Source organism: Kitasatospora sp. NPDC091335, from assembly GCF_044757205.1.
Taxonomy (GTDB): Bacteria; Actinomycetota; Actinomycetes; order Streptomycetales; family Streptomycetaceae; genus Kitasatospora.
This window is the reverse complement of the sequence record NZ_JBIVUM010000001.1, coordinates 942516-965165: the sequence shown is the minus strand read 5'-3', so window position 1 is coordinate 965165 and position 22650 is coordinate 942516. Positions and strand designations below refer to the sequence as shown.

The 22650-nt window shown below is 73.4% G+C and carries 18 protein-coding genes; 15 read left to right on the top strand and 3 right to left on the bottom strand.

Annotated elements, in window-relative coordinates; translation table 11 throughout:
• Nucleotides 1-129 precede the first annotated feature (129 nt).
• Entirely contained in the window at nucleotides 130-912 is a 783-nt protein-coding gene (locus ACIQOW_RS04490; RefSeq protein WP_401079657.1) for a dioxygenase, read from the top strand.
• A 53-nt stretch (nucleotides 913-965) separates the two neighbouring features.
• On the opposite strand, the gene ACIQOW_RS04485 is transcribed toward ACIQOW_RS04490, so the two are convergent.
• Nucleotides 966-1352: a VOC family protein gene (locus ACIQOW_RS04485; protein WP_401079655.1), complete on the bottom strand. Its 387-nt coding sequence runs from the start codon at nucleotides 1350-1352 to the stop codon at nucleotides 966-968.
• A 4-nt stretch (nucleotides 1353-1356) separates the two neighbouring features.
• Nucleotides 1357-1905 (bottom strand): GNAT family N-acetyltransferase, encoded by a 549-nt coding sequence (locus ACIQOW_RS04480; protein WP_401079653.1) that lies wholly within the window; start codon nucleotides 1903-1905, stop codon nucleotides 1357-1359.
• Between the two features lie 183 nt (nucleotides 1906-2088).
• Here ACIQOW_RS04480 and ACIQOW_RS04475 point away from each other — a divergent pair, with 183 nt between their 5' ends.
• The 3 genes from ACIQOW_RS04475 to ACIQOW_RS04465 are packed head-to-tail and all read left to right on the top strand — an operon-like array spanning nucleotide 2089 to nucleotide 4898.
• Nucleotides 2089-2853, top strand: a complete 765-nt coding sequence (locus ACIQOW_RS04475) for an SDR family NAD(P)-dependent oxidoreductase (RefSeq protein WP_401079651.1) — start codon at nucleotides 2089-2091, stop codon at nucleotides 2851-2853.
• 19 nt (nucleotides 2854-2872) lie between these two features.
• On the top strand, nucleotides 2873-3310 hold the full coding sequence (locus ACIQOW_RS04470; RefSeq protein WP_401079815.1) for a MerR family transcriptional regulator: 438 nt from the start codon (nucleotides 2873-2875) through the stop codon (nucleotides 3308-3310).
• A 52-nt stretch (nucleotides 3311-3362) separates the two neighbouring features.
• A complete protein-coding gene (locus tag ACIQOW_RS04465) occupies nucleotides 3363-4898 on the top strand; it encodes an AMP-binding protein (protein ID WP_401079649.1) in 1536 nt (511 codons plus the stop codon).
• Here ACIQOW_RS04465 and ACIQOW_RS04460 read toward each other — a convergent pair.
• Nucleotides 4891-5667 carry a LuxR C-terminal-related transcriptional regulator gene (locus tag ACIQOW_RS04460; protein ID WP_401079647.1) on the bottom strand — a complete coding sequence of 259 codons (777 nt, stop codon included), beginning with the start codon at nucleotides 5665-5667 and terminating at the stop codon, nucleotides 4891-4893. The genes ACIQOW_RS04465 and ACIQOW_RS04460 overlap by 8 nt on opposite strands.
• A 183-nt stretch (nucleotides 5668-5850) precedes the next feature.
• On the opposite strand from ACIQOW_RS04460, the gene ACIQOW_RS04455 reads away from it, so the two are divergent.
• The 11 genes from ACIQOW_RS04455 (at nucleotide 5851) to ACIQOW_RS04405 (ending at nucleotide 22578) form a co-directional block, all read left to right on the top strand.
• Nucleotides 5851-6669, top strand: coding sequence for a TIGR03084 family metal-binding protein (locus tag ACIQOW_RS04455; protein ID WP_401079645.1), 819 nt, complete (start codon nucleotides 5851-5853; stop codon nucleotides 6667-6669).
• A 479-nt stretch (nucleotides 6670-7148) separates the two neighbouring features.
• Nucleotides 7149-7844 (top strand): TenA family transcriptional regulator, encoded by a 696-nt coding sequence (locus tag ACIQOW_RS04450; RefSeq protein WP_401079643.1) that lies wholly within the window; start codon nucleotides 7149-7151, stop codon nucleotides 7842-7844.
• Nucleotides 7845-7929: 85 nt separating this feature from the next.
• Nucleotides 7930-9126 carry a cytochrome P450 gene (locus ACIQOW_RS04445; protein WP_401079641.1) on the top strand — a complete coding sequence of 399 codons (1197 nt, stop codon included), beginning with the start codon at nucleotides 7930-7932 and terminating at the stop codon, nucleotides 9124-9126.
• 152 nt (nucleotides 9127-9278) lie between these two features.
• Nucleotides 9279-14102 (top strand): amino acid adenylation domain-containing protein, encoded by a 4824-nt coding sequence (locus ACIQOW_RS04440; RefSeq protein WP_401079639.1) that lies wholly within the window; start codon nucleotides 9279-9281, stop codon nucleotides 14100-14102.
• A 16-nt stretch (nucleotides 14103-14118) separates the two neighbouring features.
• Nucleotides 14119-15327: an MFS transporter gene (locus ACIQOW_RS04435; RefSeq protein WP_401079637.1), complete on the top strand. Its 1209-nt coding sequence runs from the start codon at nucleotides 14119-14121 to the stop codon at nucleotides 15325-15327.
• A gap of 85 nt (nucleotides 15328-15412) precedes the next feature.
• Entirely contained in the window at nucleotides 15413-15619 is a 207-nt protein-coding gene (locus tag ACIQOW_RS04430) for an MbtH family protein (RefSeq protein ID WP_401079635.1), read from the top strand.
• A 1-nt stretch (nucleotide 15620) separates the two neighbouring features.
• Entirely contained in the window at nucleotides 15621-17378 is a 1758-nt protein-coding gene (locus tag ACIQOW_RS04425) for an amino acid adenylation domain-containing protein (RefSeq protein WP_401079633.1), read from the top strand.
• The gene (locus ACIQOW_RS04420) at nucleotides 17375-18619 is read left to right on the top strand and encodes a cytochrome P450 (protein ID WP_401079631.1); all 1245 of its coding nucleotides are present in this window, start codon (nucleotides 17375-17377) and stop codon (nucleotides 18617-18619) included. The genes ACIQOW_RS04425 and ACIQOW_RS04420 overlap by 4 nt, the downstream gene beginning before the upstream one ends.
• On the top strand, nucleotides 18616-19353 hold the full coding sequence (locus ACIQOW_RS04415) for a thioesterase II family protein (protein WP_401079629.1): 738 nt from the start codon (nucleotides 18616-18618) through the stop codon (nucleotides 19351-19353). Before ACIQOW_RS04420 ends, ACIQOW_RS04415 begins: the two co-directional genes overlap by 4 nt.
• Nucleotides 19346-20086: a hypothetical protein gene (locus ACIQOW_RS04410; protein ID WP_401079627.1), complete on the top strand. Its 741-nt coding sequence runs from the start codon at nucleotides 19346-19348 to the stop codon at nucleotides 20084-20086. Before ACIQOW_RS04415 ends, ACIQOW_RS04410 begins: the two co-directional genes overlap by 8 nt.
• Nucleotides 20080-22578 (top strand): amino acid adenylation domain-containing protein, encoded by a 2499-nt coding sequence (locus ACIQOW_RS04405; RefSeq protein ID WP_401079625.1) that lies wholly within the window; start codon nucleotides 20080-20082, stop codon nucleotides 22576-22578. Before ACIQOW_RS04410 ends, ACIQOW_RS04405 begins: the two co-directional genes overlap by 7 nt.
• Nucleotides 22579-22650 lie beyond the last annotated feature (72 nt).

Here is a 22650-nt window from a genome sequence, read left to right as displayed (position 1 = left end):
TGGGGTGAATCCTACTCCTGTTGTTCAAATTCGAACAAAGGTGTACCTTCAGTAGCAGTGGAGACGTTCAAATTTGAACTATCTCCCTTCTGGTGAACGACCACCCGACCCGGTCCCGAGGAGGACGCCATGAGCACCGCGGCCCCTGAGCGCATGCCCGCCCTGTACCTGTCGCACGGCGCTCCGCCGCTGGCCGACGACCCGATCTGGCCGGGCGAGCTGGCCGCCTGGTCCGCCGACCTGCCCCGGCCCAAGGCCGTCCTGATGGTCTCCGCCCACTGGGAGGAGGCCCCGCTCGCCCTCGGCGCCGTCACCACCCTCCCACTGGTGTACGACTTCTGGGGCTTCCCCGAGCACTACTACGGGGTCCGGTACGCCGCCCCCGGCGCGCCGGAACTCGCCGAGCGCGTGCGCAAGCTGCTGCGCGCCCCCGGCACGCCCGTCCAGGACATCCCCGACCGCGGCCTCGACCACGGCGCGTACGTCCCGCTGGTGGAGATGTACCCGGACGCCGACGTCCCGGTGCTCCAGATCTCGCTGCCCACCCTCGACCCGCGGCGGCTGATGGAGATCGGCCGCAAGCTCGCCCCGCTGCGCGACGAGGGCGTGCTGATCGTCGGCAGCGGCTTCTTCACCCACAACCTGCGGGCGCTCAGCAACGACGGCCGGATCACCTCGGTGATGGCCGAGTTCGACGACTGGGGCCGGCGCGCCCTGGAGGCCCACGACCTGGACGCACTGCTCGACTTCGAGCACAAGGCCCCGGCCGGACGCCTGGCCCACCCGCGCACCGAGCACTTCGCCCCGCTGTTCGTCACCCTCGGTGCCGGCGAGGCCGACCTGGACAGCCAGCGCAGCGTCATCGACGGGTTCTGGATGGGCCTGGCCAAGCGCTCGGTCCAGCTGGGCTGAGCCCGGGGCCCGGCCTCGGCGTGCCCTGCCCGGCCGCCCGCCCGGCCTGTCGCTCAGGCGTTCCCGGTCGCGGTGCGCTCGGCCTGGCTGCGCTCGATGCAGAACTCGTTCCCCTCGGGGTCCGCCAGGGTGACCCAGCCCTTGCCGTCCGGGGTGCGGCGGTCCGCCAGGACGGTGGCGCCCAGGGCGACCACGCGGCTGACCTCCTCGTCCCGGCCGCGGTCCTGCGGCTGGAGGTCGAGGTGCACCCGGTTCTTCGCCGACTTGCCCTCGGGGACCCGGATGAACAGCAGCGAGGCGCCGGCGGATTCCACCAGCGCCTCGTCGTCACCGGGGTTGTCGTCCTCGCCCACGGTGCCCTCCAGCGCCCCGGCCCAGAAGGTGGCCAGGGTGTGCGGGTCCGCGCAGTCGATCGTCACGTGTCGTACCAGGGAAGCCATGCGCCTACTGTGAAGCGCGTCGTTCGCCTCCGTCCAGCCATTTTCTGGAGTGCCGGTGGCCGTCCAGCGGGTACGGCGGGAAGGCCGGGACGATCTCCTCCAACGCGAAGCCGCTCTTCTCCGCGACCCGGCAGGAGGCGTGGTTGTCAGCCTCGTGCAGCAGGTCGATCCGGCGCAGGCCGCCTTCGGCGAAGGTGGCGAAGGCCCAGGCGGTGAGGGCCTCCACCGCGCGCGGGGCCACGCCCCGGCCGCGGGCCGGGCCCGCCGTCCAGTACCCCACCTCCGCCCTCTCCCCGCCCGGGGTGCCGCGCTTCAGCACGACGTTGCCGACCAGTTCGCCGGCGTCCAGGACGGCGAAGGCGTACCGGGTGCCGGCCGCCCAGCCGTCGTACTGGAGGCTCAGCCAGTACGCCGCCTGCCCGGCGTCGTCCACCGGGGTGCGGGTGAAGCGGCGCAGGGTCTCGTCCCGGTAGGCCTCGATCAGGGCGGGCGCGTCGGCGTCCTCGAAGGGGCGCAGCAGCAGGCCGTCGGCCGACAGGGGCTCGGCGGTCACGCGCGGCCCTCCCGATTCGGTGCTGTCGGGCTGTCGGTCGTTCATGGGTGTGTTCCCCCCTGGGTGGTCACCGTGCGGTGCGACCCTACTGACAGCCGGTCGGCCCGGTCGCCGGGGCCACGGGCCCCGCCCGCCCGCGCCCGCTTGACCCTGCCGCTGGCGGCAGGGTCGGAGAGTGGGCGCATGAGCGACGAGAGCGGGACGCGGAACCGGGTCGTGGTGGTCACCGGGGCCGGAACGGGGATCGGGCGGGAGACGGCGCGGGCCTTCGCGGCCGAGGGGGCACGGGTGCTGGCGGTGGGGCGGCGGCCCGAGCCGCTGGCCGGGACGGCGGCGGCGTACCCGGCGCTGATCGAGCCGCTGGCCGCGGACGTGACCGGGCCCGGTGCGCCGGAGGAGATCGTCCGGGCCGCGCTGGAGCGGTTCGGGCGGCTGGACGTACTGGTCAACAACGCCGGGATCGTGCAGAACCGGCAGCGGCTCGGCGACTTCGACCGGACGGGTGTCGAGACGCTGCTGGCCACCAACCTGGTCGCCCCGGTGCTGCTCGGCCAGGCCGCGCTGCCCGCGCTGGGCGAGAGCCGGGGCGTGGTGGTCAACGTCAGCACCGCCGTCGGGCAGCGCGGCTGGCCGGGCAACTCGGTGTACGCGGCGAGCAAGGCGGCGCTGGAGACCGTCACCCGCGGCTGGGCGGTGGAGCTGGCGCCGCGCGGGATCCGGGTGGTGGCGGTGGCACCGGGAGCGATCGACACCCCGATCGGCGACCACTCCGGGTACGGCCCCGAGCAGCGGGCGGCGATCCGGAAGTGGCAGATCGAGCACACCCCGCTGGGCCGGATCGGCCGCCCGGCGGAGGTGGCCTGGGCGATCACCCGACTCGCCTCGCCGCAGGCCTCGTTCGTGACCGGCGTAGTGTTCCCGGTCGACGGCGGCGCGCTGGTGGGCTGACCGGGAGGGACGGGTGGCGGTGCGGATCGGTGAGCTGGCGGCCCGGACGGGCAGTACCGCGCGGGCCCTGCGGCACTACGAGCAGGCCGGGCTGATCGACTCCGGGCGCGCGCCGAACGGCTACCGCGAGTACGGCGAGCCGGCGGTCGTCCGGGTGCGCAACATCCGCGCGCTGGTGGCCGCCGGGCTCACCCTGGAGGACATCGAGCCGCTGCTCGGCTGCCTGGACGGGGACGTGCTGGCGGGCCGGCCGTCGGAGCGGGTGCTGGGGATCGCCCGGCGGCGGCTGGCGGTGCTGGAGCGCCGGATCGCCGCCCAGAACGAGGCCAGGGACCGGCTGGTGGCGGCGCTGGCGGCGGCCGGGGCGAGCGCGGACGCCGGGCACGCGGACGTCGGACGCGCGGACGTCGGACGCGCGGACGGGGCGGGCACGGACGGGCTGGGCACGGACGGGTGACACCCCCGATCGGGGGTGTGCAGGGGCAGGACCGGAGAGGACAGTGGGCCCCATGCAGATTCCACTCTCCGTGATGGACTTCCTCGACCGGGCCGAGCTGGTCTACGGCGACCGGGTCGGCATCGTCGACGAGCCGGTGCAGCCGGCCGAATCCTGGGGCGAACTGAGCTACCGCCGGGTCGCCGAACTGGCCCGGGCCCAGGCCGCCGGGCTGGACCGGCTGGGCGTCGGGCCCGGCGAGCGGGTCGCGGTCGTCTCGCACAACTCGGCCCGGCTGCTGACCTCCTTCTTCGGGGTGAGCGGGTACGGCCGGGTGCTGGTGCCGGTGAACTTCCGGCTGAGGGCCGAGGAGGTGTCGTACATCGTCGAGCAGAGCGGGGCCTCCGTCCTGCTGGTCGACCCCGAGGTCGCCGACGCCCTGAACGGCGTGGTGGCCGAGCACAGGTTCGTGCTCGGCGCGGACAGCGACGCCGTGCTGTACGACTTCGACGGCACCCCGCGGCGGTACGCGGTCGACGAGAACGACACCGCCACCGTCAACTACACCAGCGGAACCACCGCCCGCCCCAAGGGCGTTCAGCTCACCCACCGCAACGCCTGGCTGAACGCGACGCTGATGGCCCTGCACTACGGCGCGAGCGACCGGGACGTCTACCTGCACACCCTGCCGATGTTCCACGCCAACGGCTGGGGCATGCCGTTCGCGCTCACCGGCCTCGGCGCCCGGCACATCGTGCTGCGCAAGGTGGACGGCGCGGAGATCCTGCGCCGGGTCGAGCGGCACGGGGTGACCTTCCTGTCCGGCGCGCCCGCCGTGGTCCAGATGGTGCTGGACGCGGCCGCCGACTGGGACGGCCCGGTGCCGGGCCGGGACCGGGTCCGGATGATCGTGGCCGGCGCCCCGCCGCCGACCTCGGTGATCCAGCAGGTCGAGGAGCAGCTGGGCTGGGAGTTCATGCAGCTCTACGGCCTGACCGAGACCTCCCCCGTGGTCACGGTCAACCGCTCGCGGGCCGAGTGGGACGTGCTGCCCGCCGCCGAACGGGCCGAGAAGCTGGTGCGGGCCGGCGCCCCGGCGCTCGGCACCCGGCTGCGGATCGACCCGTCCGGCGAGGTGCTGGTGCGCTCCAACACCGTGCTGGACGGCTACTGGCAGCAGCCTGGGGCCTCGGCCGAGGCGCTGCGGGACGGCTGGTTCCACACCGGCGACGGCGGCACCCTCACGGACGGCCAGCTGACCATCTCCGACCGCAAGAAGGACGTCATCATCAGCGGCGGGGAGAACGTCTCCTCGATCGAGGTGGAGGACTGCCTGTACGACCACCCGGCGGTCGCCGAGACGGCGGTGATCGGGGTGCCGCACGAGAAGTGGGGCGAGACGGTGAAGGCCCTGGTGGTACTCAGGGAGGGCCACGAGGCGGTCACCGAGGCCGAGTTGATCGCGCACTGCAAGCAGCGGCTGGCCGGCTACAAGTCGCCCACCACGGTGGAGTTCCGGGACGCCCTGCCGCGCACCGCCACCGGGAAGCTCCAGAAGTTCCGGCTGCGCGAGCCGTACTGGGCCGGGCGGGACCGCCAGGTCAACTGAGCAGTCCCGACTCCTTGGCCGCGAGGGCGAGTTCGGTCCGGTTGCGGACGCCGAGCTTGTGCATCGCGGACTTGAGGTAGCCCGTCACCGTGTTGCAGGTCAGGCCCAGCCGGGCGGCGATCTCGGGGTTGGTCCTGCCGGTCGCCGCCCAGCGCAGCACCTCGTGCTCGCGCGGCGTCAACGGCGGTACGGGGGCGGCCTTCCCGGGCCGGTCCCGGCTCCAGGCGGCGGCTCCGGCGAGCGCCCTGGCCGCCGCCCTCGTCAGCGTACCGACCGCGGATATCCGCACGTCCCCGAACGGGACGACGGCGCGCAGCGAGGCGTACACCACTCCGTGCACGGTGCCGCCGTCGATCAGCGGGACGGTGAGCATCGCGTACAGGTCCTCGGCGGCCACAGCCGCGTCGTAGTGGTGCGAAATGGTGGTCGCCGCACGGTAGTCGGGCACCCAGGTGGGCGCGCGTTCGGCGAGTGCCCGGCCGCCGAGGCCGAGCCCGGCCGGGACGGGCACGTCGTGCAGCAGGTCGGCCCTGGTGCCGGCCCAGTGCCGCAGCACCATGCCCTCGCTGCCCGGGCGGCTCCCCGGCAGCGGCTCGGGCACCCCGACCAGGCCGACGTCGGCGCCGCACTCGGACACCACCCGGCGGGCGAGGTCGCCGAGCACGGCGTCCCGCACCAGCTCGGCGGCGCGCACGGCGAGTTCGGGGTCGTCGGGTTGCCCAGCGTCGTCGACGGGGTGCGCAAGGTGGGGGTCCGCAGCCCTGGTCATCGCGGCATTGTCACACGCGGCGGGGCCGGTGGCGAGAGTCCTGACATGCGTGTTTCGTGGAGTGGCGGACGCCGGTGACGCGCCGGGCGTAGGGTGCGGCGATACACTACCGACGGGTAGCAACTGCCCCGTCCGGACGGGAAACCCGGCGCGGGAGGGCAGCCGACGACCGAGGGGAAGCCGATGACCGATCCGAAGGCCCCGGGTGACGTCCTGAGCGGGCTGCTGGCGGACCTGCGGGCCGAGAGCACGGTGCTGGACGACCTGGTCACCGGCCTGCCGGCCGGGGATTGGGCCCGCTCGACGCCCGCCGAGGGCTGGACGGTGGCGCACCAGATCGCCCACCTGGCCTGGACCGACGACTGGACGGCCCTGGCCGCGCGCGACCCCGAGGGCTTCGCCGCCTCGCTCGGCGGGCACTTCACCGAGCTGCTGTCGGCCGGCGCCGACCCGGTCGAGGAGGGCGCCCGCGAGGGCGCGGCCACCGGGCCCACGGCCCTGCTCACCCGCTGGCGGGCCGGGCGGGAGGCGGTGCTGACGGCGCTCTCCGCCGCCCCGGCCGACGCCCGGCTGCCCTGGTTCGGCCCGCCGATGAAGCCCGCCTCGATGGTGACCGCCCGGCTGATGGAGACCTGGGCACACGGCCAGGACGTCGCGGACGCGCTCGGCGTCACCCGCGAGCCCGGCGACCGGCTGCGGCACATCGCCCGCCTGGGGCTGCGCACCCTCGGCTTCGCCTTCGGCCTGCACGGGCTGCCCGCGCCCGGACGCCCGGTCCGGCTCGAACTGACCGCGCCCGACGGCGGGTCCTGGTCCATCGGCCCGGCCGGGGCCGAGGACGTGGTGACCGGCCCGGCCCTGGACTTCTGCCTGCTGGTGACCCAGCGCCGCCACCGGGACGACCTCGCCCTCACCGCCACCGGGCCGGTCGCCACCGCCTGGCTCCCGATCGCCCAGGCCTTCGCCGGGGCGCCGGGCAAGGGGCGGCGGCCCGGGGCGTAGTCCGGCCGCAGGCCCGGGGCACGGCGCTGACCGAGTTCTGGGGCGACGGGGGCAGCCAGGACGTCTGGTACACCGTCCGCCACACCGACCTGCGGATCTTCGACCTGGACGACCAGCCGGCCTTCTGACCCCGGCCGGCCCGCACCGCCCTTCGGGAGAGGCGGCGGACCGCACCGGAATTCGCCGTTTCCACAGAAGTTCGACGCCCCCGGCACCCGGTACTCACATTCGAGTACCGGGTGCTCCCGTGCGGGCACCCGGCGTCACCGCGGATACCGGCCGGGCCCGAATCCCGATTTCCGCCGCGGGTAGTCGTGGTGACTACACCGGATAAGCCTGAAGTTTCTGTCTCCGTTCGACCACCGCGCCAATACTGGTCCCCGGTGCGGGGGAACTCGCCGTGGGCGAGCCGCCCGGTCCCGCACCTTTATCGGGAATCCCGGACGGTGCGGGCCGGCCTCGAAAAGGAGACGAATACCATGACCGTCGAAATCGCTGGATCGATATCCGACCGACTCGTCGGAAGCGAGGCGCACCGCGCCTTCGTCGACCACGAGTTCTTCAGGCAGGTGCACAGCCGCGACCTTTCGCACGAGCACGTGGAGACCTTCCTCGGCCAGTGGTGGCACCCGCTGCACTACTTCCCGACCTTCCTCGCGCGCTGCATCTCGGTCCTGCCCGACATCGAGTCCAAGAGCGCGATCACCCGGATCCTCTCGCAGGAGGCCGGTGCCCGGTCGGCCAGGGCCGCCCACGAGGTGATCTACGCCGACAGCATGGAGAAGGCGGGCTACGACCACGGGACGGTGACCGGTTCCGCGCCGTTCGCGGAGACCGCCGCGCTGCTGGCCTGGTACGAGAAGTGCTCGGCGGACCGGTGCTCCGCGCTCGGCGGCATCTTCGCCACCGAGGTCACGGACCTGCTGATGGTCTCGGCGATCGGCGAGGCGGTCACCCGGGAGTCCGGCACGGAGCGCAACGCGTGGGTCGACATCCACGTCACCCAGGAGCCCGACCACGTCGACCAGGCGACCAACGCCCTGTTCTCGGGACTCACCCCGGAGCAGGAGCAGGCGGTCCTCGACTCCGCCGAGGAGATGTGGCGTCACTGGACCGCGTTCTTCGACCGGCTGGCCGTCGAGACCGGGATGATCGCGCCTTCCGTCCGGTCCTAGCGAAGTGACCGCCGTGGATTCCGTCATCGCCGACGCGGTTCGTACCGCCCTGCGACCGGCACCCACCACGCGAAGGAGCTGACACGTGGCCTCGCCCGCCATCACCGGGTTGACCGATCCCCATCTCTATTCCCACGGCGATCCGCATGCCGTCTGGACGCGACTGCGCAGGGAACGCCCGGTCTCCTGGCACGACGAACCGGATCACGAGCCGTTCTGGGCGGTCACGACCTATGACGAAGGCCTTGCCGTCCTGAGCGACTGGAAGCGGTTCAGCTCGGCCGGGGGAACGTTCCTGCGGCCCAACCTCTCCGACCCGTACCCGGGTGCGGGGGTGATGATGACGCTGTCCGACCCGCCCCGGCACGACGTGCTCCGGAAGGCCGCCGCCGCGCTCTTCACGCCCAAGGCGGCCGCCGGATTCCGGGCCAGGGCGACGGAGGTGTCGCGGTCCCTGCTGCGCGGTGTCGTCGATGCCGGCCCCCACGACTTCGTCAACGACGTCGCGGCGCGGTACCCGTTGCAGGTCATCGCCGGCCTGCTCGGTGTCGAGGGCGAGGACGTGGAGCGGGTCGCCGGCTTCACCGAAGCGGCCGTGGACAACATCGCGGACCTGGACGGGATGGTCTCGCACCAGGCGCACCTCGAAGTGCTCGCCTACTACGCCGAGTTGATCGAGGAGCGCAGGGCCCGGCCGACGAACGACGTGGTGTCGGCGTTCGTCCTCGCCCAGGCGGACGGGCTGGACATCACCGACGACGAGATCATCCTGACCTGCGACAACCTGGCTGTGGCGGCCGGGGAGACGACGCGCCAGGTGCTGTCCGGCGGTCTGCTCGCCCTGCTCGACAACCCGGCGCAGCTGGCCGCGCTGCGCTCCGGGGCGGTCCCGCTCCGGTCGGCCATCGACGAACTCGTGCGCTGGACCACGCCGGTGAACCACCTCATGCGCACCGCCGTGGTCGACACGCCCCTCGGCGACGTCGAGATCAGGGCCGGTCAGGCGGTGAGCGTGTGGCTGTCGTCGCTCAACCGGGACGAGACCGTGTTCGACCGGCCGACGGAGCTCCGGCTGGACAGGAACCCCAACCCGCACGTGAGCTTCGGCGGCGGTCGCCACTTCTGCATCGGCGCACCGCTGGCCAGGCTGATGACCGGGGTCTTCCTGGAGGAGACGATGCGCGGCGTGGCGAGGATCGAGCTGGTCGGTGAGCCGCGGCGCAAACCGTCCTACGTCACCAACAGCCTCGAATTCCTGCCTTTCTCGTTCCATTCCGAGTGACCGGGATCCGACCGGCCCGACCGGACTCTTTCCAGGAAATGTCCGACCGGTCAGAAGCATGAACAGCCGCCGGATTCGGCCGGCACCGTGTTGCACCGCACAAGGGGGCGTCAATGTCCGTGTATCACGACTCCACGAGGGAGCGATCGGGAATGGACCCGAGAACCGATCTCGTCCGGTCGATGTTCGCCGATCTCCTCGGCCTCCCCGCGGTGGCTCCGGACGACGACTTCTTCGAACTGGGCGGTCAGTCGCTGCTGGCCTCCCGCCTTCTCGGCCGGTTGCGTGCCGCCTTCGGGGTCGACGTCACCGCGCGGGAGTTCTTCGCCTCGCCGACCCCGATCGGTCTGACGGGCAGGCTCGACTCGTACCGGACGACACGTCCGCCCGTCGAGCCGAGGCAACGGCCCGCGCAGGTCCCCCTGTCGTACGCCCAGCAACGGCTCTGGTTCCTCAACCAGGTCGACGGTGGTGGGGCCGGCTACAACATCCCGGTGGCGATGTGGCTGTCGGGCGAGCTGGACCGCGACGCCCTCCGCCACGCGGTGCGCGACGTGATCTCCCGGCAGGAAGTCCTCCGGACGGTCTTCCCGGCCGAGTCGGGCACGCCGAGGCAGGAGGTCCTGGAGGTTCCCGGCCTGGCCACCGTCCTTCCGGTGGTCCACGTCGAGCCCGGCGAGGCGCCGGAGGCGGTCCGGCGGCGCGCGGCCGAGGGCTTCGACCTGACCGTCGACGCGCCGCTGCGGGCGTGCCTGTTCGTCCTCGGCCCGCGGGAGCACGTCCTCCTGCTCTCGTTCCACCACATCGCGGTCGACGGCTGGTCGTTCGAGCCGTTGCGGCACGACCTGTCCGCCGCCTACCGCGCCCGGCTGGCCGGTGCGGCTCCGACGTGGCCGGACCTGCCCGTGCGGTACACCGACTACGCCCAGTGGCAGCGGGAACTCGCCGAGGACGACACCGACGGGATGCTCGCCAGGCAGCTGGGCTACTGGCTGACGGCGCTCGAGGACCTGCCCGCGCAGATCGCCCTGCCCGCCGACCGCCCCCGCACCGCCGCCGCCGGCTACCGCGGCGGACGCGTGCCCTTCCGTCTCGACGCGGACCTGCACCGGCGGCTCACCGATCTCGGCCGGGAGCACCAGGCGACGCTGTTCATGCTCCTGCACGCGGGCCTCGGCGCCCTGCTGACCAGGCTCGGCGCGGGCACCGACCTGCCGATCGGCGCACCCGCGGCCGGGCGTACGGACGCCGCGCTCGACGACCTCGTCGGATTCTTCGTCAACACGCTGGTGCTGCGTACCGACACCTCAGGCGAGCCGACCTTCCGTGAGTTGGTCGAGCGCGTCCGGGCGACCGATCTCGCCGCGTTCGACGCGCAGGACGTGCCGTTCGAGCACGTGGTCGAGGCGCTCAACCCGGTTCGTTCGCTCGGCCTGAACCCGCTCTTCCAGGTGATGCTCGCGGTGCAGACGCACGTCGATCCCGCGCTCGACGCGCCCGGCGTCGTCTCCCGGTTCGACCCCGTCGACATCGGGGTGTCCCGGTTCGAACTGTTCTTCTCGGTCGAGGAACGGCGATCCGCCGACGGCACGCCGTGCGGGATCGACGGAGTGGTCGAGTACTCCGCCGACCTGTATGACCGGGGCACCGTCGAGGCCGTGGCCGAGCACTTCCGCCTGGTGCTGGCGCAGGCCGTCTCCGATCCGGACCGGCCGGTCTCGCGGGGCGAACTGCTGTCCGCGGCCGGCCGGCACCGGGTGCTGACGGAGTGGAACGACTCCGCCCGGTCCCTTCCGGCCGCCGACCTGGTGACCCTGCTCGACGACCAGGCCGCACGGACACCGTCGGCCGTCGCCGTCGTCACGGACACCGCGAGCGTCACGTACGCGGAGCTCCACGCCAGGGCGAACCGGCTGGCCAGGGAGCTGATCAGCCGGGGCGCCGGCCGGGAGCGCGTCGTCGCGGTGCTGCTGGACCGGTCCGTGGACCTCCTGGTCGCGCTGCTGGCCACGGTCAAGGCCGGGGCGGTCTACCTGCCGGTGGATCCGGACTACCCCGACGAGCGGCTCGGTTTCATGGTCGGGGACGCCGCGCCGGTGGTCGTGGTGACCCACCGCGAGCACGCCCACCGGGTGCCCGGTGCCCTGGTCGTCGACTCCCCCGACGACACGGCGCGGATCGAGCGGCACCCGGCGACGGCGCTCACCGGGGACGAACGTCCCCCCTCCGACCCCGCCGCCGCGGCCTACCTGATCTACACCTCCGGCTCGACCGGCCGGCCCAAGGGCGTGGTCATGCCCGCCGCCGGTCTGCTCAACATGCTGTGCTGGCAGGCGGACCGCGCCACGGGGAGCGCCGACGGCGTCATCGCGCACCTGGCGAGCGTGGGGTTCGACGTGTCCCTGGAGGAGACCCTGCCCGCCCTGATCAGCGGCGGCACGGTCGCGATTCCCGAACCCGACGTGCGCACCGATCCGGTACGGCTGGTGCACTGGCTGGACCGGCACCGGGTGACCATGGTCATCGCGCCGAACCTGATGATCGACAGCATCTGCTCGGCCGCCGTCGCCGAGGGCCTCGACCTGCCCGCGCTCACCGACGTCGCGCAGGCGGGATCGGCCCTGATGCTGAGCGAGGACATGCGGACGCTGCTGGGCGGTCCCGTGGAGCGCAGGCTGCTCAACTACTACGGTCCGACCGAGACGCACGCCGTGAGCATGCTCGCCCAGCCCGGCCGGGAGGCCGCCGAGGGGCGGTCCACGGCCGTTCCGATCGGCCGTCCGGTGTGGAACCAGCGGGTCTACCTGCTGGATGGGGAGTCGCGACCGGTCCCGCCGGGAGTGGTCGGCGAGATCTTCGTCGCCGGTGACGGCGTCGCCCGCGGCTACCTGGCCAGGCCAGGACTCACCGCGGAGCGGTTCCTGCCCGATCCGTTCGCGGGCACCGGTGCGCGGATGTACCGCACGGGCGACCTGGCCCGGTGGACCGGCGACGGCACCCTGGTCTTCGCCGGCCGGGCCGACCACCAGGTCAAGATCCGGGGCTACCGGGTCGAACCGGGAGAGGTCGAGGCGACCCTGCTCGAACACCCCGACGTGGCACAGGCGGTCGTGACCGCCGTCGAGCCGGTGCCGGGGGACGTCCGGCTGGTGGCGTACGCGGTGGGGGCGGACGGCACCCGGCTCGTACCGGCGCGGTTGCGGCGCTACCTCTCCGACGCCCTTCCCGCGTTCATGGTACCGGCGTCGTTCGTCGTGCTGGACCGGATGCCGGTGAACGCCAACGGCAAGGTGGACGCGGCGGCACTGCCGGCACCGCAGTGGACGGCCGGCGGCCGCGCCCCGCGCACCCCGCAGGAGGAACTGCTGTGCCGGCTGGTCGCCGACGTGCTGAAGATCGCCGAGGTCGGGGTCGACGACGACTTCTTCCAGCTCGGCGGGCACTCGTTGCAGATCGCCAAGCTGGCGAGCCGGGTGCGTTCGGTGCTGGGCGTGGCCCTGCCGGTGCGGGTGATCTTCGAACGGCAGACCGTCGCGGGCATCGCCAACGCCATCGACGAGCTGGCGCCGAACAGGCCGCCCGCCAGGGTCATGCGCCGCCCGGAGCGCGTGCCGCTGTCCTTCGCGCAGCGCCGGCTGTGGTTCGTCGAGCAGCTGGAGACGTCGGCCGGGCACGGTTCCGCCTATCACCTCCCCTCGGCCTTCTCGCTGACCGGCGAGCTGGACGCGACCGCGCTGCGAGCGGCCATCGGTGACGTGATGACCAGGCACGAAAGCCTGCGGACCGCGTTCCCGGTGTCCGGCGACGAGCCGTGGCAGCACGTCCTCGACCCCGGGAGCCCGGTGCTGACCACCGTGGACTCCTCGGAGTCCGGGATCGCCGACGCGATGACGTCCGAAGTGGACCGCCGGTTCGACCTCGCGGGCACGCCGCCGCTGCGGGCGGTGCTCTTCCGGCTCGGCCCCAGCCGGCACGTGCTGCTGATCTGCCTGCACCACATCGCCACCGACCACTGGTCGATGCGGCCGCTGCTGCGGGACCTGTCCACCGCGTACGCGGCCCGGCGCGCGGGCAGCGCACCGCGGTGGACGCCGCTGCCGGTCCAGTACGCGGACTACGCGCTGTGGCAGCGGGAGGTCCTCGGCGCCGACGGCGGGGCCGCCACGAGCGAGGTGGAGTACTGGACCGGGCAGCTGGCCGGCCTGCCCGAGCCGCTGGAGCTGCCGCTGGACCGGCCTCGCCCGGCCGTGCGCGGCCACCGCGGCGGGACCGTGCACTTCGAGCTGGACGCCGATCTGCACGCCGGCCTCGCGCGGTTCGCCGGCACCGGACGCGCCAGCCTGTTCATGGCGCTGCAGACGGCGCTGGCCGGTCTGCTCACCCGGATCGGCGCGGGTACCGACATCCCGATCGGTGCGCCGATCGCCGGCCGCAACGACGACGCGCTCGACGACCTGGTGGGCTTCTTCGTCAACACCCTGGTCCTGCGCACCGACACCGGTGGCAACCCGACGTTCGGCGACCTGCTGGCACGGGTGCGCGAGACCAACCTGGCCGCGTACGCCAACCAGGACGTGCCGTTCGAGCGGCTGGTCGAGGCGCTCAAGCCGACGCGCTCGTTGAGCTACAACCCGCTCTTCCAGGTGACGCTCACGTTGCAGAGCGCTGGCGAGGCCGCGCTCGACCTGCCCGGCGTTGCGGTGACCAGGCGTCAGATCGACGTACAGACGGCCAAGTTCGACCTGTCGTTCTCGTTCACCGAGCGGCGCGGCGCCGACGGCAGCCCCGAAGGCATGGCCGGCCTGGTCGAGTTCGCCGACGACGTCTTCGACCAGGAGACCGTCGTGGCACTCACCCAGCGGCTGGTCCAGGTGATGCGTGCCGCGGTGGCCGATCCGGCGGCCCGGCTCGACACCGCCGACGTGCTGCTGCCCAGCGAGCGCGAAGCGCTGCTCAGCGGCGCGATGCCCATCTGAGATGAGGAGACAGCACGTGCAGGACACCGCCAGCCCACCGGTGAACGCGCCGGCCAAGCCGCTGCGGCACAATCCGATCTGGTTGCGGTGGCTGGCCGCGGCATCCCTGGCCAGACTGCCGCAGACCGCGCTTCCGGTCGCGCTGGTGCTCACCGCGCACGAGATGACCGGGTCCTTCGTGGGCAGTGGACTGCTCAGCGGCGCGAGCGCGATGACCTACGCGCTGTGCGCCCCGTGGCGCGGCCGGCAGATGGACCGGGCCCTGCTGCCCCGCGCCCTCGGGTGGTCGCTGCTCGCCGCGACCGCCGGGCTCGTCGCCACGTCGGTCGCGGCGGCCGCGGGGGCTCCCCTGTGGCTGCTGCTGGTGTTCGTCGTGCTGGCCGCGTCCGCCGGCGCCGGGGTGGGCGGGGCCTACCGGTCGGTCCTGCCCCACTTCCTCCCCTCCGCGCAGCTCTCCCGGGCGTACGCGGTCGACGCGGTCGCGGTGCAGGTGGCCTGGATCGGTGGTCCGGCGCTGGCGGCCGTGGTCGCCGCCGCGGTCGGACCGCAGGCCTGCATCGGCGTCGTGGCCGCCGTGACGGCCGCGGGCGCCCTGCTCAGCTGGACGCTGCCGAGGAGGGAACCGGGCAGCCCGGCGCAACAGCGCTCCTCGGTGCGCGCGTTGCTCGCTTCGCTGTGGGCGCCGCTCGTGCTCAACGCGGGGATCGGGATCAACCTCGGCGCGCTCGACGTGTCGCTGCCGGCCCTGATGACCAGCCACGGCTCGGCCGCGACGAACGGCGGCCTGGTGCTCGCCGGCCTCTTCGCCACGAGTGCGGTCAGTGGTTCGGTCTACGCCGCGTTGCCGTCGACGAACCCGTTGCGGAAGGCGCGGACCCGCACGGTGGCGTGCGCACTGATCGCCGTGTACGGCGCCGTCCTGGCGGGCGCCGCCGCGGCACCCTGGCTGTGGCTCGCCGTCGCCTGTTTCCTGGTCGCCGGAGTGGCCTTCGCGCCGGGCGACAGCGCGGTCATCCTGCTGGTCCCCGAACAGGCTCCGCCGGCGCGGCTGGCGGAGGCGTTCGGATACTTCTCCGCCATCGGCTACGTGGGCATAGCGCTCGCCAGCCCGGCGGCCGGCTGGCTCGTGACGCGGTTCGGCGCCGGGGCGGGTCTGCTCCTGGCGGCACTGGCACCGCTGGTCGCGGTCGTGGTGGTGACGACGACTCGCGTCGGGCGGACATAGAGATGTCCGATCGCAGGGAAACGTGCGATCGGACGGTGTCCCACAACAGTTCACATCGCTTGTCGAAGAAATGCGGAGGTCGGTCATGGTGGACATCGACGACGACGTCGACTACGTCGTCGTGCTCAACGGCGAGGAACAGTACTCGATTCTCCTGGCCGACCGCGAAGTTCCGGCGGGGTGGGCCGTCGAGGGGTTCCGCGGGCCCCGGCAGGAGTGCCTGGACCACATCGACCTCGTGTGGACCGACATGAGGCCGCTGAGTGTCCGCCGGCGAATGGACGGAAAGTAGAATGCTGTACGAAAGCGTCCTCCGGCAGGCCGTGCGGAATCCCTCGGCCCCCGCGGTCACGTTCGACGGCGAGACCCTGACCTACGACCAGCTCGTCCGCCGGGCGGACCGGCTGTCCGACGCGCTGACCGCGGCCGGCGTCCGGCGGGGCGACGTCGTCGGTGTCCTGATGAGGCGCTCCACCGAGCTGGTCCCGGCGCTGCTGGCGATCCTGCGGGCCGGCGCCGCCTACGTCGGGATCGACCCCGACGACCCGCCACAGCGGCGGAGCGACCTGCTGGCGAACGCCGGCGTGGAGGTCGTGGTGGCCGACGACCGGCTGCGGGAGTGCGTTCCCGGCCGGTTCACCACGCTCTCGCCGTCGGCCGCGGGCCCGTCCTCCGGCGCTCCGGCGAGCACCACCGCCGACGACCTCGCCTACGTCGGCTACACGTCCGGCTCGACCGGGCAGCCGAAGGGCGTGATGGTCCCGCACCGCGCGGTCCTCCGGCTGGTCACGGACATGAACTGGATGACCGTCCGCCGGGACGACGTGTTCCTCCAGGCGGCTCCCCTGGCGTTCGACGCCGCCACCTTCGAGATCTGGGCACCGCTGACCCACGGCTGCCACCTCGTGGTGGCGCCGGCCGGCCGGATGACCCCGGACGTGGTGGCGCGGACCCTGCGCGGGCACGGTGTGACGGTGCTGTGGCTGACCGCCGGCCTGTTCCACGAGGTGGCCGCGCACGACATCGGCGCGTTCGCCGGCGTGCGTCACCTCGTCGCGGGCGGCGACGTGATCCAGCCCGGTCCGGTCGCGCGTCTGCTCGCCGCGCATCCGGGCATCACGTTCACCAACGGGTACGGTCCGACCGAGAACACGACCTTCACCACGACCTGGACGACCGACGCCGGCGCCGGGGACGGCCTCGACACGGTTCCGATCGGAACACCCGTCAACGGCACCCGGATCGCGGTGCTGGACGCCGGTCTGCGGCCGGTCGAGGCGGGCGCCTGCGGTGAGCTGTACGCGTCGGGAGCCGGGCTCGCCCTCGGCTACCTCGGCCGGCCGGGCGCCACGGCCGACCGGTTCGTCCCCGACCCGTTCGCGCCCGAGCCGGGGGCGAGGATGTACCGCACCGGCGACCTCGTCCGGCTGCGGCCCGACGGCGCCTGCGAGTTCGTCGGCCGGGTCGACGACCAGGTCAAGATCCTCGGTCACCGGATCGAGCCGGGTGCGGTCGAGGCCGCGCTGCACCGCCTGCCTGGGGTCAGCCGGACCGCCGTCGTCGTACGGACCGCCGCCGACGGGACGAAACGGCTGGTGGCCCACGTCGTGCCGGAGGACGATCCGGCGCCGCACTGGGGCGAGCGGCTGCGCGAACAGCTGCGCGCGGTCCTGCCCGCGCCGATGGTCCCGTGGACCGTCCTGGTGCGGGAAACCCTGCCCCTGACCGGCAACGGGAAGATCGACCGCGGCGCGCTGCCCGAGGCGGACCTGACGGCGCGCAACGTGCCGAACGAGTTCGTCGCGCCGAGGACCGACGTGGAGCACCGCCTGGCCGAACTGTGGACACGCGTGCTCGGCGTGGAGCCGATCGGCGCCGACGACGACTTCTTCGACCTCGGCGGCCATTCGCTGAACGCCTCGGACCTGCTCGGCTCGGTGCGGGCGGAGTTCGGTGTCGCGTTCCCGGCCCGCGTCCTCTACCTGCAGCCGACCCTTCGCGAACTCGGCGAGGAGCTGGAGACCGCCATCCGGAGCGGGGCGCAGCGATGACCCTCGCCGTGGAGCCGGGCCGGTGCCCGATGCACGCCGCCCCGGCGGTCGACCTGTTCGAGCCGGGGACGTTCGCCACCACGGACGTGCACGCCGTCTGGCGCACCCTGCGACGGGAGGCGCCGGTCAGCTGGCATCCGGTCGGCGACGGCGGGTTCTGGTCCGTGACCCGGTACGACGACGTGCAGCACGTGCTGCGCGACCACGGCACGTTCACCTCCGAACAGGGATCGCTGCTCACCCTCCTCGGCAAGGGCGACCCGGCCGGCGGCCGGCAGATGGCGGTCACCGACCCGCCCCGGCACGCGAGGATGCGGGAACCGTTGCAACGCGCCCTGTCGGTCCGGGAGGTGGAGCGCGACCTGCCGCGCATCCGGTCCCTGGTCCGGGAGTTGCTCGCCCCCATGAAGGACGGCGGCGTGTTCGACTTCGCCGCGGCGATGGCGGCCGTGCCGATGGCGGTCATCGGCTCGTGGATGCGGCTCCCCCGGTCGGACTGGCCCGATCTGACCAGGCTGACGGGCGCGTCCATCGCGCCGGACGACCCGGTCTTCGCCGGCCCGGGCGGCCCGGAGAGGACGCTCGTCAGAGCGCACCGTGAGCTGTTCGCCTACTTCCAGGACGTGGTCGCGGAGCGGCACGCCGCCGCCCCCGGCGACGACCTGATCGGCGTGATGCTGGGCATGCGCGTCGACGGGGAGGGGCTCGCGCCGAGCGAGATCGTGTCCAACTGCTACAGCCTGCTGCTCGGTGCCAACGTGACCACCGCCCAGCCGCCGAGCGCCGCCCTGCTCGAACTCGCCGGAACCGACGCGCTGGCCGACTGGGCGGCGCACCCGGACCTGCTGGTCAGCGGGGTGGAGGAGGCGTTGCGCTGGTCCTCTCCCGCGCAGCACTTCATGCGCTACGCCAGGCGGGACGTGCGGATCCGTGACGTCACGGTCCACGCGGGCGACGCGGTCGTCGCCTGGCTGGGCTCGGCCAACCGCGACGAGGCGGTGTTCGCGCGGCCCGACACGTTCGACGTCCGCAGGCGTCCCAACAAGCACATCGCCTTCGGCGTCGGCCCGCACTACTGCGTCGGGCACACCGTCGCCCGGGTCGCGCTGCGGGTCCTGTTCCACGAGCTGCTGACCGGCTTCACCGGCATCGAGGTCGTCGGCGAACCCGTGCGGCTGCGGTCGAACTTCATCGCGGGATACACCAGCCTGCCGGTGACGGCACGAGGAGTACGGCCATGACGAACGGACCGGCTGTTCCCCTGCGCAGGTGGCTGCCCCGGCCGCCGGGGGAGACCCCGTCGCGGATCTTCTGCCTGCCCTACTCGGGCGCGGGCGCCTCCATGTTCGGCCGGTGGCCGGACGCCGCGGGCGGTACCGGCCTCTGCCCGGTGCAGCTGCCCGGCCGGGAGAACCGGCTGCGCGAACCGCACTTCGGGACCTACGAACAGCTCGCGGAGGACCTGGTCGAGGCGCTGCTGCCCGCCATGGACCGCCCCTTCGGGCTGTTCGGGCACTGTAGTTCCGCGCTGATCGCGTTCCAGGTCGCCGTCGTGCTGCACCGCGAGGGGCTGCCGATGCCACGGCGGTTGTTCTGCTCCTCCCAGGTCGCGCCCCACGAGGGCCCCTACGGCAGCTACCTGACGATGACCGACGAGCAGCTCCGCGCGGAACTGGTCGCGCTGAGCGACAGCGAGCTCGACGACTCCGTCCTGGATCTCGTCACCGAGGTGCTGCGGGCGGACGTCGAGGCCAACAGGGCCTACCGGCCGGCCGGGCCGGTGCTGCTGGACACCGCGATCACCACGATCGGCTGGTCGGCCGACCACGAGGTCGCCCCCGAGCGCATGGGCGGGTGGGACCAGTACTCCGAGAAGGTCCACCGGGTGGTGCTGCCGGGCGTGCACCACACGTTCCTGGACGCCCCGGACGCGCTGCTGGCGCAGTTCGCCGACGGAATGGCCTCGGATGACTGAGGTGCGGACCTGCCGGATCCCCCGGACCCACAACGGCCCACCCGGCAGCGCGAACGGCGGATACGCGTGCGGGATGTTCGCCAGGACCGCGGCCGGCGTGGTCGGGACGGCCGCGGTGGTCCAGTTGCACGCGGCCCCGCCGCTCGACACCGAGCTGGCCGTCCGCCCGCACCGCGGGCGGGCGCTGGTCTGGCACGGGGACGAGCTCGTCGCGACGGTGTCCGCCGCGGCGCACGACCGGCCGGCGGTGGCGCCGTTCGTCACCGCCACCGCCGCGGACCGGGCGGGCGGGTCCTTCGCGGGTGCGGCGGCGCACCCGTTCCCGGAGTGCGTGGTGTGTGGAACCGCCAGGACCGACCCGGCCGCGTTGCGTCTGACCCCGGGGGGTGTGGACGGCCTGCCGGATGTCGTCGCGTGCACCTGGACCCCCGGTGACCGGGACCCGGACACCGTGTGGGCCGTGCTGGACTGCCCCGGCGGCTGGACCCTCGACCAGAGCGGCTCTCCCTACGTGCTCGGCAGGATGTCCGCGCGCGTCCACGCGGTCCCTCCGCCCGGCGAGCCCGCGGTCGTCGTGGCCCGGCGCCTCGCGACCGTCGGACGGACCGCGCGGGTGGCCAGCGCGCTGTTCGGTCCGGACGGCACCGAGTTCGGCCGGGCGGAGGCCACCTGGGTCCGGCTCAGTGCTTCTTCCGATCCGGCGCCGAGGGAAAGGGAAGGTCTTCGATGGTGACCGCGAACCTGATCGACCTGTTCGAGGAGCAGGCGCGCCGACGACCGGACGCCGTCGCGGTGGTGTGCGGTGAACTGTCGCTGTCCTACCGGGAGCTCGACAGCCGGGCGAACCGGCTGGCCCGCCTGCTGGCAGGGGCCGGTGCCCGCCCCGGCGCGTTCGTCGGGGTGTGCCTGCCGAGGTCCCAGGACCTGCCGGTGGCGCTGCTCGCCGTGCTGAAGACCGGCGCCGCCTACCTGCCGCTGGATCCGGGCTATCCCGGGGAACGCGTCGCGTGGACGGTGCGGGACGCGGGCCCGGTCGTGGTCGTCGGCACGTCCGGGGTGCCGCGGCCCGGGGACGGCCCCGTGCTCCTGCTGGACGATCCGGCCGTGGCGGCCCGGCTGGCGCAGGCCCCCGACGGCGCTCCGCCGGTCGTGCGGGATCCCGGCGACGCCGCCTACATGATCTACACCTCCGGGTCGACGGGACGGCCGAAGGGCGTCGTCGTCCCGCACGCCGGCGTGATGGCGCTGTTCGCCGCCGCCCGCGACCTGTTCGACTTCGGGCCCGAGGACGTCTGGACGCTGTTCCACTCCTACGCGTTCGACTTCTCGGTCTGGGAGCTGTGGGGCGCGCTCCTCCACGGTGGCACGCTGGTGGTGGTCCCGGTCGACACCGCCCGGTCCGCGCCGGACTTCCTGCGGCTGCTCGCCGACCAGCGGGTCACCGTCCTCAACCAGACCCCGTCGGCGTTCTACGAGCTGGCGCGGGCCGATGCCGAGGACCCGGCCACCTCGGGCCGGCTGGCCCTGCGCTACCTGGTCTTCGGCGGCGAGGCGCTCGACCTGGCGAGACTGGAGGAGTGGTACGGGCGGCACAGTCCGGGCAAACCCGAGCTGGTGAACATGTACGGCATCACCGAGACCACCGTGCACGTCACCCACGCCGCCCTCGGCCACGACCGGACGGCCGTGACCGGTCTGGTCGGCCGGCCGCTCCCCGGCGTTCGCTGCTACGTCCTGGACGACGGGCTGAACCTGGTACCGCCCGGTGTGGTGGGCGAGTTGTACGTGGGCGGCACGGGCGTGGGATGGGGCTACTGGGGCCGCGGAGGGCTGACGGCCGACCGGTTCGTGCCGGATCCGTTCGGCGGTGCCGGCGAGCGCCTGTACCGGACCGGCGACCTCGTGCGCTGGGGGCGCTGGGGGCTGGAGTACTCGGGGCGGATGGACGACCAGGTGAAGATCCGGGGGTTCCGGATCGAGCTGGGCGAGGTCGAGTCGGTGCTGGCCCGGTGCCCCGGCGTGGCGGACGCGGTGGTCGTCGCCGGCACCGACGGCCGGGGCGAGCGGTGCCTGGTCGGGCACGTCACGCCAAACAGGCCCGCCGGTCCGGTGGACCCGTCGCGGTTGGGCCCGGCCGCAAGGGAGTTCGCCTCCCGGCAGCTCCCCGCCCACATGGTGCCGGCGGTGGTCATGGTCTCCGCGGAGTTCCCGTCGTCGCCCACCGGCAAGGTCGACCGGCGGGCGCTTCCCGCGCCGGTGTTCGACGTGTCGGCCGGCCGTCCTCGCTCGCCGGTGGAGGCGGTGCTGTGCACGGTGTTCGCCGACGTGCTCGGCATCGACGAAGTCGGCCCGGACGACGGGTTCTTCGACCTCGGCGGGCACTCGCTGGTGGCGACGGGTCTGGTGAACCGGGTGCGGACCGCGCTGGGGGTGGAGCTGGGAGTCAGCGCCCTGTTCGAGGCACCGACACCGGCCGCGCTCGCGCGGCTGATCGCGGGTCACAGCACCGAGGGCGGGGCCCGGGACGTCCTGCTCGAACTGCGGGGGCACGGCAGCCGGCCACCGCTGTTCTGCGTCCATCCGTCCAGCGGGATGAGCTGGTCCTACGCCGGCCTGCTGCACCACCTCGATCCGGAGACGCCGCTGTACGGGCTTCAGGCACCGAGCCTGAGCGGCGACTGCGCCATGCCGCAGACCGTCGAGCAGTTGGCGGCGGACTACCTGCGCCGCATCCGCACGGTGCAGCCGAGCGGACCGTACCGGTTGCTCGGCTGGTCGTTCGGCGGGCTGGTCGCCCACGAGATCGCGGTCCGGCTCGAACGGGAGGGACAGGAGGTGGCGCTGCTGGCCGTTCTGGACGTGGCGCCGGTGGCCGCGGAGACCGACGGCGCGCAGGCGGAGGACCCGGCCGGCACCACGCGCGAGGAGGCACTCGCGGAGGAGATCGGCGATGCCAGCCTGCCGGAGGAGACGATCACCCGGATCACCGCCACCCTCGGGCACACCGGCCGGCTGCGCGAGCGCTTCACCCCCGGCCGGTTCGGCGGCGACCTGCTGCTGTGCACGGCCGGACCGAACGCACTGGCCGAGGAGTGGCGCCCGCACATCGGCGGCCGCATCACGACCCACGCGATCGCCACCACGCATCTGCGGATGATGCGCCCCGCGGCGCTGGCCCGGATCGGGCCCGTCCTGGCGGCCGCGCTCGCCGGCGGGGACCGGTAGCCGGCACGCTCCCTCCTCGCCGCCACCCCGCCCGCGGCACGACGCGCCGGCCCGTCCTGGTGCCCGCCGCAA

What these genes read in the sequence shown, in the direction of transcription:
- ACIQOW_RS04440 (WP_401079639.1), top strand. Translation starts at nt 9,279, where the DNA reads ATGGACCCGAGAACCGATCTCGTCCGGTCGATGTTCGCCGATCTCCTC.
- ACIQOW_RS04425 (WP_401079633.1), top strand. Translation starts at nt 15,621, where the DNA reads ATGCTGTACGAAAGCGTCCTCCGGCAGGCCGTGCGGAATCCCTCGGCC.
- ACIQOW_RS04405 (WP_401079625.1), top strand. Translation starts at nt 20,080, where the DNA reads ATGGTGACCGCGAACCTGATCGACCTGTTCGAGGAGCAGGCGCGCCGA.
- ACIQOW_RS04430 (WP_401079635.1), top strand. Translation starts at nt 15,413, where the DNA reads ATGGTGGACATCGACGACGACGTCGACTACGTCGTCGTGCTCAACGGC.
- ACIQOW_RS04460 (WP_401079647.1), bottom strand. Translation starts at nt 5,667, where the DNA reads ATGACCAGGGCTGCGGACCCCCACCTTGCGCACCCCGTCGACGACGCT.
- ACIQOW_RS04415 (WP_401079629.1), top strand. Translation starts at nt 18,616, where the DNA reads ATGACGAACGGACCGGCTGTTCCCCTGCGCAGGTGGCTGCCCCGGCCG.
- ACIQOW_RS04465 (WP_401079649.1), top strand. Translation starts at nt 3,363, where the DNA reads ATGCAGATTCCACTCTCCGTGATGGACTTCCTCGACCGGGCCGAGCTG.
- ACIQOW_RS04490 (WP_401079657.1), top strand. Translation starts at nt 130, where the DNA reads ATGAGCACCGCGGCCCCTGAGCGCATGCCCGCCCTGTACCTGTCGCAC.
- ACIQOW_RS04485 (WP_401079655.1), bottom strand. Translation starts at nt 1,352, where the DNA reads ATGGCTTCCCTGGTACGACACGTGACGATCGACTGCGCGGACCCGCAC.
- ACIQOW_RS04410 (WP_401079627.1), top strand. Translation starts at nt 19,346, where the DNA reads ATGACTGAGGTGCGGACCTGCCGGATCCCCCGGACCCACAACGGCCCA.
- ACIQOW_RS04475 (WP_401079651.1), top strand. Translation starts at nt 2,089, where the DNA reads ATGAGCGACGAGAGCGGGACGCGGAACCGGGTCGTGGTGGTCACCGGG.
- ACIQOW_RS04455 (WP_401079645.1), top strand. Translation starts at nt 5,851, where the DNA reads ATGACCGATCCGAAGGCCCCGGGTGACGTCCTGAGCGGGCTGCTGGCG.
- ACIQOW_RS04450 (WP_401079643.1), top strand. Translation starts at nt 7,149, where the DNA reads ATGACCGTCGAAATCGCTGGATCGATATCCGACCGACTCGTCGGAAGC.
- ACIQOW_RS04420 (WP_401079631.1), top strand. Translation starts at nt 17,375, where the DNA reads ATGACCCTCGCCGTGGAGCCGGGCCGGTGCCCGATGCACGCCGCCCCG.